Below are 13,796 nucleotides of genomic sequence, written 5' to 3' on the forward strand. Positions count from 1 at the left end.
CGTGTCCGGAGACGACACCGATGGCATCGTGATCGACGAGCCGAACAAGACCATCCACATCCGCCGCTCCTACCGCGCGGGGGTCGGCCGGGCATGGTGGGCGTGGACCGACGCCGAGGCGATCAGCCGCTGGTGGGGCCCCCAGGGCTGGATGGCGACCGTGCACGAGATGGACGTGCGCGCCGGCGGACGCTGGCGGTTCCAGATCGCGCCTGCGGACGGCTCAGCGGCCCCCGTCCGCAGCATCGCCACCTACACGAACGTGGCCGCTCACGCCGAGCTGGCCTACGACGACGAGTTCGCCGACGAGGCCTGGCAGCCCGACGGCACCGGCACCTTCCCGACAACGGTCGGGTTCACCTCGACCGGCACCGGCTGCACCGTCGACATCGCCGCGACCTTCCCCGACCAACGAGCGCTGCGGCGAGCGGTCGAGCTCCGGATGGCCGAGGGATACGCCGAAGCCCTCGGCCGGCTCGCCGGCCTGCTGGACGACATGCAGACCGATCACACCGTCGAACCCGCGACCGAAGGAGCGACCACCATGCCCGCACTGCCCACCGTCACCTCCGCCGACGGCACCACGATCACCTACGAGAAGACCGGATCCGGACCCGCGATCATCGTGATCAGCAACGTCGCCGAGGACCACACCGGCGTCGCCGGTATCGCCACCGCCCTCTCCGAGGACTTCACCGTGATCAACTTCGACCGTCGGGGGCGCGGGGCGAGCGGTGACCCGCAGCCCTACGATCCGGCGCGCGAGATCGACGACATCGCCGCGCTGATCGACGTCGCGGGCGGCTCCGCGGCCCTGACCAGCGGATCCGGCGGCTGCGGGCTCGCGCTCGACGCCGCCGCCGCGCTGGGCGGCAAGGTGACGGGCCTGTACCTCTACGAGCCGCCGTTCATCGTCAGCGACTCTCGGTCCCCGGCGCCCGCCGACTACGTCGAGCACCAGGAAGCGCTGGTCGCCGCAGGCAAGCGCAGCGAGGCCGTCGAGTACTTCATGACCACGATGATCGGCGTCCCGGCCGAGTACATCCCCATGATGAAGCAGGACCCGTCGTGGGACGAGATGGCGAAGTACGCCCACACCTACGCCTACGACGGCCGGATCCTCCGCGGACTCCAGGACGGCACGCCGCTACCCACCGACCGGTGGTCCATCGACGCGCCGATCGCGGTGGCCGTCGGCGGCAACGGGGAGCCCTTCATCCGCGAGGCCGCGGACGCGCTCGCCACGATCCTCCCCTCCGCCACCGTGATCACCCTCCCGGATCACGACCACTCCGCGTTCTGGATGGCACCGGACGCGGTCGCCCGGCAGGCACGCGCCTTCCTGCTCGGCTGAGCCGCGCACGTCCCGCCGCGGCCGAGCCACCGCACACACCTTCGCAAGGCCGCACACAAGCCCGGACATGTGTGCGGCCTCCGGGCGGTGTGTGCGGCGGGCGCGTGAGGCGTCAGCCCGGCGGCCGCTCCCAGCGGCCCCGCGGGCCCACGTACCGGTCCCCGCGGTACGGACGGTGCAGCGCTTCCCGCACGAACCACCACGCCTCGTCCCGGGTGTCGGCCCACCCGTGCGAGGTCTTCCCCTGGTCCGGCACGGCCGTCCAGCGATACCGGCCGCTGCGCTCATGGAACGTCACCGAGCCCCGCTGCTGGGACTCGATCATCGCCCGCGCTGCCGCTTCGTCCGGGGCCTCCCCCATCGCAAACCCGCCTCCCGGTAGCTCCGTCATCCAGAACGCCATCAGCGAAGCCTATCGAACATCCATGGACATCCGTAGACATGCGTGTAACTGTGAGCACATCTGAGGACTGTCAAGTACCTCCGGGTTCGTCTGCGACTTAGCGTCGCGGCGTGGCGGACGGCCTGATCACGACGAGAGACCTCGCGCAGGCGTTGAACGTCTCCACCAAGACGATCCACCGGTGGGTGACCGCCGGGAAGATCCGGCCGACCGTGATCACGCCGGGGAACCAGTACCGGTTCAACCTCGATGACGTCCTTCACCAGCTGAACCAGCCCCGCCGACGCTCCGATTAGTGAGCGACGCTCGCGCGATGGTCTCGCGGCATCGAGGAGGCGGCCGATGGCCGGACTCGTGAGGACCTCGCGTCAACGAGTGTTCTTCAACGTCGCGACCTTGGTAGGAAGGTGTGCTCGATAGAGACTCGGGCCACGTCGACCGATCCGAAGGGCCTCATGAGCGGCACAGTTGTTCTGCGTATGGCGGTCACCGCCGATGCTGCCGCCCTCGCCTCCACCATCGCTGCTGCGTTTGAGGAGTACCGAGGCAAGCTGACCCCCGAGTCGGCCGCGTTCAGTGAGACTGCCGAGGCGATCTCTCGCGAGCTTGCGGCGGGTTCCGGCGCGATTGTTGCCGAGCAGGACGGCGAGCTGCTGGGCTGTGTCATGATCAAACAGGTCGACGGCGATCTCTACTTCGGGCGTCTGGCGGTAGCCCCGCGGGCGCGCGGGCGCGGTATCGCCCGGCAGTTGGTCGAGGCCGTCGAGCATGAGGCGCATCGGCGCGGGCTTGCCGGTGTCCGGCTGGGTGTACGCATCATGCTGACCGACAACCAGCGGTTGTTCACCTCGATGGGCTATGTCGAGACATCGCGCGAGGCGCATGCCGGCTTCAGCCACCCGACCTCGATCAGCATGCGGAAAGCTTTGCCAACTGGTTGCGTCGATCAGCCCCGCTGAGCGACCAGCTAGCAGCACACGGACCGCAGCGGTGGATCCAGGCTGAGCGCGGCTGCTCGTCCTGCTCCGGACCGGGCTCAGATCTCACCGAGGTCGGAGTCCGGTTCCGTGATCGCCGGCTCGTCGATCAGGTCATCGGGGCGAACCCGGTATACCTGCAGGACGCGGTCGTAGTACTTGTCCGTCTCACCCACCCACGTCATCCCGAGTCGCCTGGTGGTCTCGATCGCCCGCGTGTTGTGCGGGATCGCGACCGCGAACAGCTCGTCGACGTCCTGGGTGAACGCCCACTCGATCAGCGCCCGGGCCGCCTCTGCGGCGTAGCCGTTTCCCCAGGCATCGGGCCGGAGCTGGAAACTGATCTCCAGGTCCTCTTCGTACGGCGGCAGCAACCGGATCGCCAAACCACCCACGACCGACGCATCCGCACGCCGCTCGATCGCCCACCGGCCGCACGGAGGCTGCAGGTTCGGCTGCGCCTCCACCCACGCGTGCAGCACCGCCCGCATCGCCGCCCGATCGGCGATGTGATCCACTGCCGGGGTGAGCCACCCGGTCACATCAACGGTGCCGTAGGTCGCGAGCGCACCCTCGGCATCGTCGACCGTCCACGGCCGGACCTGCAGCCGGACCGTGGTCAGCGGGTAATCCATCCAGCAACGCTAACTCTTGCGCCACACAGCTGATGACATCCGACTGGACGATGGCGCCGAACCTGTTCGGCTTGCTCCTCCTCCGCCGCCACCCAGATGTCCGGGTCCAGCCGGCCCGCATCCGCACCCGGCCGCGCGCGGTGGCGGTGTCGCTATACCGGCTGAACCGGATCGGCGCTGAGTTCTTGGCGGCGGCCGGCCCACCTGGGCAGCCACCAGTTCCAGCGGCCCAGCAGCGCCACCGTCGCGGGCACCAGCACGGCACGGACGAGGGTGGCGTCGATGAGGATGCCCAGCGCGACCCCGGAGGCGAAGATCGCGACGTCGAGTTCCCCTCCGCCTGCCATCGAGGCGAACGCGAAGAAGAGGATGAGCGCCGCGGAGGTGACGAGCGTGCCGGTGCGGCCGATGCCCTCGACCACGGCATCGACGGTCGACCCGGTGCGGTCGTACGCCTCTCGGATCCGGGAGAGGATGAATACCTCGTAGTCCATGGTCAGGCCGTAGAGGAACGCGAAGATCGTGGCTGGGACGAACGTGCCGATCGCGCCGTCCGGCTGGATCCCGAGCAGAGCCTCGGTGCCCCAGCCCCATTGCCAGAGCACGACCATCGCGCCGAGCACCGCGCCGAGCGAGAGCAGGTTGAGCACTATCGCCTTCACCGCGAGCAGGAGCGAACCGAACGCCCTGGCCAGCACCACCAGCGTGACGAGCGCGACCAGCGCGAGCAGGACCGGGAACGACCGGTGGACCGCGTCGACGTAGTCGATCTGCTGGGTGACGTTGCCGCCGACCAGCACACCGTCGGGCGCCGCGGCCACGACGCGGTGCACGGTGTCGCGACCGGCCGCAGTCCCACCCTCGTCGATGGGCACGACGGTGACCACCGAGCCCTCGGGCGTCCGCCAGGCAGGCCCGTCGGGAGCGAGCACGGTCGCGACGCCGGGGACCCGTGCGAGCTCGCGGGCGACCTGGTCGGGGGCCGGGCCCGGTGGGACGTAGACGTCGAACGCGGTGACCGTCCCGGTGGCGACGCCGGTCTCCTGCAGCGTCGTCAGGCCGTCCCGACCGGGCCCGGAGTCGGCGAGGTTCGCGGTGACCGGCACGTTGAGGTTGATCCCGGTCCCGATCAAGGAGAGGCAGGCCAGCGCACCGCAGGCGAGGGTCGTCGCGAGGATGCGATGCCGCACGACCCGACGAGCCCAGGACGTCCATGCACGGCTCGCGCGCTGCTCGCGGCGATCGGTCCCCGCGTGGCGGCCGAGCCGAGCGAGCACCAGCGGCAGCACCGTGAGCGCGACGAGCGCGCTGGCTGCTGTCACAGCCATCCCGCCGACGCCCAGGCTGCGCAGCAGCGGGATCGGCAGCACCAGCATCGTTGCGAGCCCGATCGCCACCGCGACGGCGCTGAACACCACGGCGTGGCCCGCGGTCGCCATCGCCCGGTGCACCGCCTCCTCTGCCGGCTCGCCCGGGAGTCCACGGCCGCGCTCCTCCCGCCAGCGCGTCACGAGGATCAGCGCGTAGTCGATCGCGATACCCACGCCGAGGAGCGGCAGCATCATCACGGTCGTCTCGTGGATCGTCACGAAGGGGCTGACCGCGAGCAGACCGACGAAGGCGACGGGGATCGCGACCACCGCCATGCCCAGCGGTACGAGCGCCAGTCGCGAGCGGAACACCCAGATCAACACGGCCAGTGCCGCGAGGACGGTCACGACCAGCTTGACCGGCATGTTCAGCCCGCCCGCGTCGCCGCCGGTGGCCAGCGCGTCGAGGCCGGTGACCTGCACCGTGGACCCCGGTGGCAGGTACGGGCGCATCGCGTCGGCGGCGACGGTCTCCAGACCGGCCCCCTCACCGAGCGCGCTTCCCGGGATGCCGCCCTGCTCGACCGGCGGCCCGAACAGCAGCCCGGTGCTGACGCGCCCGTCGGTGGAGCGCAGCGCGGGGTCGCTGGTGTCGGCGTAGGAGACGGCACGCGAGCCGGTGGTCGCCGCGGCGGCGGCGAACGCTGCGCCCACGGCGTCCCGGCCGGCGGGGTCGTCGACCGTCGTCCCGGCGGGAAGCGTCACCACCGGGACGACCGGTCGCTCGTAGCCGCCGGTGCCCACGAGCTCGCGGATCTTCTGGTTGGCCTGGTAGCCGGGCAGATCCGGGTACTCGTTGCGCTCCGACAGCCGGGGCAGCAGCAGAGCGATCGCGGCACCGCCCAGGACGAACAGCACCGCGATGATCGTCAGGGTGTACCCGCGCCGAGCGAGGACGAGCCGGGAGAGACGTTCCATGCGATCCAGTGGATCGGCGCGGTCTTCACGAGCGGTGCAGGAGTTCTGGGAGTTCTCTGTGGATCGCGCGCCGGTGTACCCATGCGTTCGGGCGTGCGGGGAGACTCTCCGACCATGTCCGTGCGACCGGCCGCCCGCATCCTCGTGGTCGACGACGAGCGCTACCTGGCCGATCTCGTCGCGACCGCACTGCGCTACGAGGGATTCGACACGGCCGTCGCCGGCACCGGACGCACCGCACTCGAGATGGTCGACTCCTACGATCCGCACCTGGTCGTGCTCGACGTCGTCCTGCCGGACCTGCTCGGCACGCAGGTGTGCGAGCGGCTCCGCGAGCGAGGCGACAACCTGCCCGTGCTGTTCCTGACCGCTCGCGACGCCGCCGAGGACAAGGTCGCGGGCCTGCGCCTGGGCGGCGACGACTACGTCACCAAGCCGTTCAGCCTCGAGGAGCTGATCGCGCGGGTGCAGGCGCTGCTACGCCGGGCCGGAAGCGCGCGGATCGATCACACGATCGGCATCGCCGACCTGGAGATCGACACCGACGCGTACGAGGTGCGCCGCGGCGGCGTCCCGGTGGCGCTGACCCCCACGGAGTTCACGCTCCTGCGCTACCTCGTCGCCAACGCCGGGCGGGTGCTGACGAAGCGCCAGATCCTCGACCACGTCTGGGAGTACGACTTCGGCGGGAATGACGGCGTCGTCCAGACCTACGTCTCCTACCTGCGCCGCAAGCTCGACCCGCTCGGCCCGCCGCTGATCCACACGGTGCCCCGGATCGGCTACGTCGTGCGGGTTCAGCAGCGGGGCACGGGCTGATGTCGTTGCGGACCCGCCTCGTCGGCACGGTCGTCGGGCTGCTGCTCGCCGGTCTGGTGCTCACCGGTGGCGCCACGTTCGGCGCGCTCGTGGATTGGCGCGAGTCGCACAGCGACAACCTGCTCAGGCTCGCCGCCGGGCAGATCACCACGGTGCTTTCCACCGGCACCGCAGCGCCGGGATCGCGACAACCCGCCCTGGAGCAGGCTGTGGCGGAGACGTCGGCGATGTGGCGGCTGCTCGCCGAGCACGGCGACGTTCCGGCGTTCTTCCAGGTCCGGGACGGTGCCGGGCGGGTTCGCGAGACGGTCGCATTCGGGCCTGGGCCCGCCCTTCCCGACGAGCTCCCGCCGGACTCGCGACCCGACGGGGAACTGTTCCGCACCGTGACCGGCCCACCGGCACCGTGGCAGCAACAGCCGGTCACGTGGCGGATCCGACTGGCCCCGCTCGCGGCCGGTTCGTCCGACCTCGTGCTCGTCGGACAGCGTGCGACGGTCTCCGACGAGCTCGTCGCCCGCATCCGCAACGTCCTGCTCGGCACGGGCATCGCGGTGCTCGCCGGACTCGTCGCGCTGTCCGCAGTCCTCGTCCGGCGCGAGTTGCGCCCGCTCGACGACATCGGCGCTACCGCGGCCGCGATCGGCGCGGGCGATCTCACCCGCCGGGTCGGCAGCCCGGGCGGCGACACCGAGATCGGCCGCCTCGGCCGGGCGCTCAACGCGATGCTCGGCCAGCTGGAACAGGCCTTCGACCAGCGCAGACGGTCCGAGGAGCGGCTGCGCCGGTTCGTCGCAGACGCCTCGCACGAGCTGCGGACCCCGGTCGCCACGATCCGGGGGTACGCCGAGCTGTTCCGGCGCGGCGCCGCGCAGCGACCCGACGATCTCGCCGACGCGATGCACCGCATCGAGGCGGAGGCGACCCGCATGGGCGAGATGGTCGACGAGCTGCTCCTGCTCGCCCGCCTCGACCAGGGCCGTCCGCTGGAGCGCGAACCCGTCGACATCGGGGCGATCGCGGACGAAGCCGTGCGGGCCGCCGCCGCGGTCGAACCGGACCGGGCCATCGACCTACGGATCGACGGCGACACCGTCGTCCTCGGCGACGCCGCACGGCTGCGGCAGGTGCTCGGCAACCTGCTCGGCAACGTCCGCGCCCACACCCCCGCAGGCGCTCCGGCCCAGGTGCTGGTCACCGGCACCGCGGACTCGGTGCGCATCGCCGTGGTCGACAACGGCCCTGGCCTGCCCCCGGACGAACGCGGGCGGGTCTTCGAGCGCTTCTACCAGGCCCCCCGCGCCGAGACGGCGAACGAGCACGACGGACACGGCGGAACCGGTCTCGGCCTCGCGATCGTCGCGGCGGTGGCCAAGGCCCACGACGGCACCGTGGAGGCCTCCGCCGCCGACGGGGGCGGCTGCCGGTTCACGATCCACCTCCCGCGGCCTGCAGTTGCGCCGCCTTGATCAGGCAGAGGCCCTCCTCATCGCGGCTCACCGCCGCCGCCCCACGCGCTGGTGTTCACCACCGCGACCGGCACTGCGCTCGACGCGCACAACGTCCGCCGCCTGCGCGCGCGCAGGAGTGGACACGACGGGAGCAGCGGCACTCGTTCGTGCCCCTGCTGTCAGCTTCGGGGGTCCGGACCGAGGACATCTCCCGGCTCGTGGGGCACAGCGCCACCGGCGTGACAGAGCGCCTCTACTGTCATGCTGGACGAGGGAGCGACAGCCGATGGACGACGTCTTCCCGCTCGGCGATCCGGCAGACGTCGTGATCGTCCGCTGAGTCTCTGACCTGGGTGGAGCTGAGGGGATTCGAACCCCTGACCCCTTGACTGCCAGTCAAGTGCGCTACCAGCTGCGCCACAGCCCCTTGCCCCGATGAAGTTACACGACGCCCCGACGGCCCCGTGAACCGGGTCGCCCGTCCCCCGCCGCTGTCCTACGGTCGGCCCGGTGCAGCCTGCTGACATCGGACGCCTCGTCACCGTCGCCGACCCGAAGGTCTCCCCGGACGGCCGCCGGGTCGCCTTCGTGGTCACCCGCGTGGACCTGGAGGGCAACCGCTACCGCAGCGCCGTCTGCCTCGCGGCGGTGGACGGGTCGTCGCCGCCGTTCCCGTTGACGGCGGGCGAGCACGGGGACGGGCAGCCGGCCTGGTCGCCGGACGGGCGCAGGCTGGCGTTCACCCGGCGGCACGAGGACGGCGGGGGCTCGCTGCACGTGCTGCCGGTCGAGGGGCCGGGCGAGACGGTCACGGTGTGCGCGCGGCCCGAGGCGATCGGCGTGCCGGCGTGGTCGCCGGACGGCACGCGGCTCGCGTTCGCGTCCCGGGAGCGGGCGAGCCGCTACACCGAGGGCGACGACGACCGCGCCCGCCCGCCGCGGCGGATCGACCGGCTGTTCTCCCGGCTCGACGGGGAGGGCTGGATCATCGACCGGCCGCGCGGGGTCTTCGTGGTGCCGGCGGACGGTTCCGCGCAACCGCGCCAGGTCGCGGGTGGGCCGTTCGAGCACGGCGACCCGGCCTGGTCGCCCGACGGGCGCACGCTGGCCGTCACCGGTGCCCGGCGCAAGGACTGGGACCTGGAGCTGGTCGACGACGTCCACCTGGTCGACGTCGACGCACCGGACGTCGAGCCGCGGCCGCTCACGGACCGGGGCCTGTCACACCGCCTGCCCGCCTTCGGGCCGGACGGCACGCTGCTCGCCGCGCTCGCCGAGGACAACCGGGTCATCCACTCCCACGCGCAGGTCGTGGTGCTCGACGTGCGGACCGGCGAGGAGCGCGTGCTCACCGCCGCGCTCGACCGGCAGTGCGCGCCCGTGCCCGGCGCCCGAGCGCCGCTGTGGGACGGCGAGCACCTGCTGTTCCCGATCGAGGACCACGGCGACGTGGCGGTGTGGCGGGTGTCCACCGACGGGTCCGGCGCCCCGGAGCCGGTGCTCGAGGGCACCCGCGTCGTCACCGGTTTCGACGCCGCGGCCGGCACCCTCGCGTTCGTCGCGACGACGCCCACCGCGCTCCCCGAGCTCTTCGTGCGCGACGCCGACGGCACCGAGCGGCAGCTGACCTCGCTCGGCGCGGCCTTCCACGCCGCGGTGCCCGCCGCCGCGCCGGAACGCTTCGCGGTGCCCTCCCGCGCCGGCGACGGCGACATCGACGCGTGGCTGGTGCGCCCGGCCGACGTCCCCGACGGCGCCCGGATGCCGGTGCTGCTGTCGATCCACGGCGGGCCGATGTCCCAGTACGGCAACTCGTGGTTCGACGAGTTCCAGCTCTGGACGGGAGCGGGGTACGCCGTCGTCTACTGCAACCCGCACGGGTCGACGGGCGGCACCCAGGCGTGGGCGCGGGCGATCCGGCCGCCCGAGGCCGCGGAGGACCCGGGCACCGGGTGGGGCGGGATCGACGCCGACGACGTGCTCGCCGTGCTCGACGCCGCGCTCGCCCGCGACCCTGCCCTGGACGCCGAACGGGTCGGCGTGCTCGGCGGCTCCTACGGCGGCTACCTGACCAGCTGGCTGGTGGGGCGCACCGACCGGTTCGCGGCGGCGTGCAGCGAGCGCGCCTGCAACAACCTGGAGTCGGAGGAGTGGAGCTCGGACTCGGCGGGCTACTTCCGCTACGAGTTCGGCGTGACGCACCTCGACGCGCCGCAGGCCTACCGGCGGATGTCGCCGATGAGCCACGTGCGCGACATCGACACCCCGTTGCTGATCCTGCACTCCGAGGACGACCTGCGCTGCCACGTGGAGCAGGCCGACCAGCTGTTCCTCGCGCTGCGCATGCTCGGCAAGCCCGTCGAGTACTGGCGCTTCCCCGCGGAGGGCCACGAGCTGTCGCGCAGCGGGTCGCCGCGCCACCGCGTGCAGCGCGCCGAGATCATCCTCGACTGGTTCGGCCGGCACCTGGGCGGCCTGCGGCCGGCGATCAGCTGGGACCACCCGTCCCGCTGACCGCCGGCTCACGGCGGGGTCAGCCGATGGCCTTCTGCAGCCACTCGGTGTCGTTCAGGTCCACCCGCTGCCCGTCGAGGAGGACGGTCGGGGTGCCGAAGCTGCCGTTCGCGTTCTGCAGGGCCGGGTTCTCGATGGCCTGCGCGGTGGCCGCCTCGACCGCGCTCGTGTTCGCGCCGGACCGGACGCACTCGGCGAACTCACCCTGCGCGCCGAGGTCCGTGCCGAACGACACGAGCTGGTCGTCGGTCAGGCCCGCGCCGCCCTCGGCGGGCTGCTCGTCGAAGAGCGTGCCGTGGTACTGCGGGAAGATGCCCGCCGGCACCGAGCAGAGCGCGGCGTTCGCGGCGCGCGTCGAGTAGCCGGGCGGGGTGGTGAGCTCGTCCAGGATCGCGATGCTGTGGTAGCGCACGGTGATCTGGCCCTCGTTGAGGGCGGTGGTCATCTCGTCGCCGTAGCGCTCCTCGAACCGCTCGCAGGCCGGGCAGAGGTAGTCCTCGTACACGTCGACGACGACGGGGCCCTCGCCCGCGGTGACCACGGCCCCGTCCGCGGTCGTGGTGTAGGTGGCCTCCACGCCGCCACCGGTGCCCCGGCTCACCAGCAGGACGATCCCGACGACCACGGCGACGGCGAGCACGCCGCCCACCACGTACAGCGGCGTGCGGTTCGGCTTCTGCGGCCGCTGGATGCCCGCGGCCGCGAGGCGCTGGTCCGCCTCCTCCTGCTTGCGCCGCTTCTCGTTGCGCGAGGCACCACCCATGACAGCTCCTTGTCCTATGTTCCGAGCCGGCCGTCCAGCGCGAACAGCGTGCGCGGGCGGACGATCAACCACCCTGCCATCAGCAGGAATCCCGCATCGCGCAGCAGTTCCTGGACGTAGGCGGTCTCGCCCGGTTCCACCGCGCCGCCGCCGCCGAAGCACCCGCAGTCGATCGACAGCCCCCGCGCCCACGCCTGCGTGACGCCGGCGACGAACGCGAGGAGCAGCACCGCAGAGAGTACGGCGACCAGGCGGGTGCCGATCCCGGCGACCAGCAGCAGCCCGAGCGCCAGCTCCAGCCACGGCAGCAGCGCGGCGACGACCTCCACGCCCGCGGTGGGCAGCACGTCGTAGGCGCGGACCGCGACGTAGGTCTGGTCGGGGTCGGCGGCCTTGAGCCCGCCCGAGATCAACCACACCGCGGCGAGGCCGAGCCGGGCGAGCGTCCCGACGAGGTCGAGCAGCCGGCCGCGATTCACACGTTCAGCCTAGCGAGAGGGAGTGCACCCCTTCGTAGCGACCCGTGCACGGATCGTGGGACCGCGCAGGTCGTCCGACCCCGGTCGTACGCTCGGGTGATGACGGACGATCTCCCCGGCCCGGCGGAGCTCGCCGCCCACGAGCACCACCACGCCGACGTCTCCGGAGGCTGGTTGCGGGCCGCCGTGTTCGGCGCGATGGACGGGCTGGTCACCAACATCGCGCTGGTCGCGGGCGTCGGCGGCGGAGGCGGCGACCGCCACGCCCTCATCCTCACCGGCATGGCCGGGCTGGTGGCGGGAGCGTTCTCGATGGCGCTGGGCGAGTTCGCCTCGGTCGACACGCAGAACGACGCGGTCGCCGGCGAGGTGGCCGTGGAGCGCGAGGAGATCCGGACGCACCCGCTCGCCGAGCAGGCCGAGCTCGCGATGATGTACGAGCAGATGGGGCTCACCCGCCCCACCGCCGAGGCGATGGCACGGGAGGTGCACGCCAACCCGGAGCTCGCCGTGAAGGTCCACGTGGCGCAGGAGCTCGGCGTCGACCTCGACGAGCAGCCCTCGCCGTGGGTCGCGGCGATCTCGTCGTTCCTCTGCTTCGCCGTCGGCGGGCTCATCCCGATCATCACGTTCCTGCTGGGCTCGTCGTCGCTGGCGCTCGCGCTCGGGGTCGGCGCGGTCGGGCTGTTCGCCGTCGGGGCGCTCACCTCCCGGTTCACCAGGCGGGGTTGGCTGCTCAGCGGGCTGCGCCAGCTCGGGTTCGGCGCGCTCGCGGCGGGCGCCACCTACCTCGTCGGCACGCTGATCGGCGTGGGCGTCAGCGGGTAGCCGCGCTGCCCGGAGGGCACTCCGTGGCGGAGCACCGGGCCAGCGACTCCCCGGCGGCGTTGCCCGACGGGGCCGCGGGCAGGGTCTCGGGCGCACGCACCCAGAAGCCGAGCGCGACGAGCGCCACCGCTCCCGTCACGGCGAAGGCGGCGGGGTAGCCCGCGGTCTCGGCCAGCACCCCGGCCAGCACCGGCCCGATGATGGCGCCCAGGTCCGCGCTCATCTGGAACCCGGCGAGCACGGTGCCGCCGCGGGCCCGCGATCCGATGACGTCGGCCACGGCCGCGTTCATGGGCGGGTTGACCAGGCCGCTCCCCATCCCCGCCACCAGGCTGGCCGCCAGGAACAGCAGCGGGTCGGTCAGGAACCCGAGCACGCCGGTGGCGACCGCCGACACGGCCAGCCCCACCAGCGTGGGCGGGCGGCGGCCCCGGCGATCCGCCAACGGCCCGGCGATCATGAGCGTGGCGGCGTTGCCCGCGGCGAACACCGCGAGCGCGATGCCGGCCCAGGAGTCCGGCTGCCCCATCGCCTCGACGACGAACAGCGGCACCAACGCCACGCGCACCCCGAAGACGGCCCAGCCGTTCGCGAAGCTCGCCACGAGTGCGGCGCGGTAGGTCGGGTGACCCAGCGCGCCGCGGAACCGGGCGGGCGGCTCCGCCGCGGCATCCGCCTCCGCCGTCCCGCCGGTGCGGCCGCGCAGCAGCGGCCCGGCCACGGCGACGACGACCACGAGCGCCGCGGCGTAGACGAGGAACGGCGCCCGCAGGCTCACCGCGGTGAGACCACCGCCGACGAGGGGGCCGACGATGTTGCCGAGCAGGAAACCGGTGGCCCACAGCCCCGTCGCCCGTCCGCGCATCCGCACCGGCGCGAGCCGGATGAGCAGCGACAACGCCGACACGGTGAACATCGTGGAACCGACGCCGCCCAGCCCGCGCAGCACGAGGAGCTGCCAGTACTCCGCGGCGAACGCGCACGCGCCGGTGGACACCGCCACCACCGACAGGCCCACCACGAAGGCGGGCACCTCCCCGAAGCGCGCGACGATCCGCCCGCTCATCGGCGCGAACAGCAACCGGACCAGCGCGAAGATGCTGACGACGAGCGATGCCGCCGTGATGCCGACGTCGAAGGACCGCACGAACACCGGAAGCGTGGGCGCGACGAGCCCGTAACCGATCGCGATCAGGAACGCGGAGCCGACGAGCACCCAGATCTCGCGGGGGATGCGCTCGGTGACCGTCGAGCCGGAACCGGACGCACCGACCTCCACCACGCC

13 protein-coding genes and 1 tRNA gene are annotated in these 13,796 nt (G+C 72.5%); 7 read left to right on the forward strand and 7 right to left on the reverse strand.

Translation table 11 applies throughout. The features are described from left to right. The first annotated feature begins 1 nt into the window (after nt 1). Entirely contained in the window at nt 2-1,354 is a 1,353-nt protein-coding gene (locus FB558_RS43645) for an alpha/beta fold hydrolase (RefSeq protein ID WP_170231773.1), read from the forward strand. Nucleotides 1,355-1,466: 112 nt separating this feature from the next. On the opposite strand, the gene FB558_RS39650 is transcribed toward FB558_RS43645, so the two are convergent. Next, complete coding sequence (locus FB558_RS39650; RefSeq protein ID WP_142063802.1) at nt 1,467-1,757, reverse strand: hypothetical protein; 291 nt, start codon at nt 1,755-1,757, stop codon at nt 1,467-1,469. Nucleotides 1,758-1,867: 110 nt separating this feature from the next. Here FB558_RS39650 and FB558_RS39655 point away from each other — a divergent pair, with 110 nt between their 5' ends. Then, a complete protein-coding gene (locus tag FB558_RS39655) occupies nt 1,868-2,053 on the forward strand; it encodes a helix-turn-helix domain-containing protein (RefSeq protein ID WP_142063805.1) in 186 nt (61 codons plus the stop codon). 183 nt (nt 2,054-2,236) lie between these two features. After that, nucleotides 2,237-2,716 (forward strand): GNAT family N-acetyltransferase, encoded by a 480-nt coding sequence (locus tag FB558_RS39660; protein WP_170231774.1) that lies wholly within the window; start codon nt 2,237-2,239, stop codon nt 2,714-2,716. Between the two features lie 77 nt (nt 2,717-2,793). Here the strand turns inward: FB558_RS39660 and FB558_RS39665 are convergent, their stop codons facing one another. Together FB558_RS39665 and FB558_RS39670 are read right to left on the reverse strand one after the other, a co-directional pair. After that, nucleotides 2,794-3,369 carry a GNAT family N-acetyltransferase gene (locus FB558_RS39665; protein WP_142063811.1) on the reverse strand — a complete coding sequence of 192 codons (576 nt, stop codon included), beginning with the start codon at nt 3,367-3,369 and terminating at the stop codon, nt 2,794-2,796. Between the two features lie 152 nt (nt 3,370-3,521). Further along, nucleotides 3,522-5,657, reverse strand: coding sequence for an MMPL family transporter (locus FB558_RS39670; protein WP_142063814.1), 2,136 nt, complete (start codon nt 5,655-5,657; stop codon nt 3,522-3,524). A gap of 114 nt (nt 5,658-5,771) precedes the next feature. On the opposite strand from FB558_RS39670, the gene FB558_RS39675 reads away from it, so the two are divergent. Together FB558_RS39675 and FB558_RS39680 are read left to right on the forward strand one after the other, a co-directional pair. Continuing rightward, on the forward strand, nt 5,772-6,476 hold the full coding sequence (locus tag FB558_RS39675) for a response regulator transcription factor (protein ID WP_211367183.1): 705 nt from the start codon (nt 5,772-5,774) through the stop codon (nt 6,474-6,476). Further along, the gene (locus FB558_RS39680; protein ID WP_142063820.1) at nt 6,476-7,945 is read left to right on the forward strand and encodes a sensor histidine kinase; all 1,470 of its coding nucleotides are present in this window, start codon (nt 6,476-6,478) and stop codon (nt 7,943-7,945) included. The genes FB558_RS39675 and FB558_RS39680 overlap by 1 nt, the downstream gene beginning before the upstream one ends. Before the next feature lie 336 nt (nt 7,946-8,281). Here FB558_RS39680 and FB558_RS39685 read toward each other — a convergent pair. Beyond that, a tRNA-Ala gene (locus tag FB558_RS39685) sits at nt 8,282-8,354 on the reverse strand. Between the two features lie 83 nt (nt 8,355-8,437). Between FB558_RS39685 and FB558_RS39690 the strand changes: the two genes are divergently transcribed. After that, nucleotides 8,438-10,441 carry a S9 family peptidase gene (locus FB558_RS39690; RefSeq protein WP_142063823.1) on the forward strand — a complete coding sequence of 668 codons (2,004 nt, stop codon included), beginning with the start codon at nt 8,438-8,440 and terminating at the stop codon, nt 10,439-10,441. 19 nt (nt 10,442-10,460) lie between these two features. Here FB558_RS39690 and FB558_RS39695 read toward each other — a convergent pair whose 3' ends face one another. Then, complete coding sequence (locus tag FB558_RS39695; RefSeq protein ID WP_142063826.1) at nt 10,461-11,204, reverse strand: DsbA family protein; 744 nt, start codon at nt 11,202-11,204, stop codon at nt 10,461-10,463. A 14-nt stretch (nt 11,205-11,218) separates the two neighbouring features. Then, nucleotides 11,219-11,683, reverse strand: a complete 465-nt coding sequence (locus FB558_RS39700; RefSeq protein WP_142063829.1) for a MauE/DoxX family redox-associated membrane protein — start codon at nt 11,681-11,683, stop codon at nt 11,219-11,221. 99 nt (nt 11,684-11,782) lie between these two features. On the opposite strand from FB558_RS39700, the gene FB558_RS39705 reads away from it, so the two are divergent. Further along, the gene (locus FB558_RS39705; RefSeq protein ID WP_142063832.1) at nt 11,783-12,511 is read left to right on the forward strand and encodes a VIT1/CCC1 transporter family protein; all 729 of its coding nucleotides are present in this window, start codon (nt 11,783-11,785) and stop codon (nt 12,509-12,511) included. Here the strand turns inward: FB558_RS39705 and FB558_RS39710 are convergent. Then, nucleotides 12,501-13,793, reverse strand: a complete 1,293-nt coding sequence (locus FB558_RS39710; RefSeq protein WP_246107102.1) for an MFS transporter — start codon at nt 13,791-13,793, stop codon at nt 12,501-12,503. The genes FB558_RS39705 and FB558_RS39710 overlap by 11 nt on opposite strands. Between the last annotated feature and the right edge of the window lie 3 nt (nt 13,794-13,796).

The organism is Pseudonocardia kunmingensis (genome assembly GCF_006716445.1).
Classification (GTDB): domain Bacteria; phylum Actinomycetota; class Actinomycetes; order Mycobacteriales; family Pseudonocardiaceae; genus Pseudonocardia; species Pseudonocardia kunmingensis.

Coding starts and splice junctions, on each gene's coding strand:
- FB558_RS39650 (WP_142063802.1), bottom strand. CDS start 1,757: ATGGCGTTCTGGATGACGGAGCTACCGGGAGGCGGGTTTGCGATGGGG.
- FB558_RS39660 (WP_170231774.1), top strand. CDS start 2,237: ATGGCGGTCACCGCCGATGCTGCCGCCCTCGCCTCCACCATCGCTGCT.
- FB558_RS39665 (WP_142063811.1), bottom strand. CDS start 3,369: ATGGATTACCCGCTGACCACGGTCCGGCTGCAGGTCCGGCCGTGGACG.
- FB558_RS39670 (WP_142063814.1), bottom strand. CDS start 5,657: ATGGAACGTCTCTCCCGGCTCGTCCTCGCTCGGCGCGGGTACACCCTG.
- FB558_RS39675 (WP_211367183.1), top strand. CDS start 5,772: ATGTCCGTGCGACCGGCCGCCCGCATCCTCGTGGTCGACGACGAGCGC.
- FB558_RS39680 (WP_142063820.1), top strand. CDS start 6,476: ATGTCGTTGCGGACCCGCCTCGTCGGCACGGTCGTCGGGCTGCTGCTC.
- FB558_RS39695 (WP_142063826.1), bottom strand. CDS start 11,204: ATGGGTGGTGCCTCGCGCAACGAGAAGCGGCGCAAGCAGGAGGAGGCG.
- FB558_RS39705 (WP_142063832.1), top strand. CDS start 11,783: ATGACGGACGATCTCCCCGGCCCGGCGGAGCTCGCCGCCCACGAGCAC.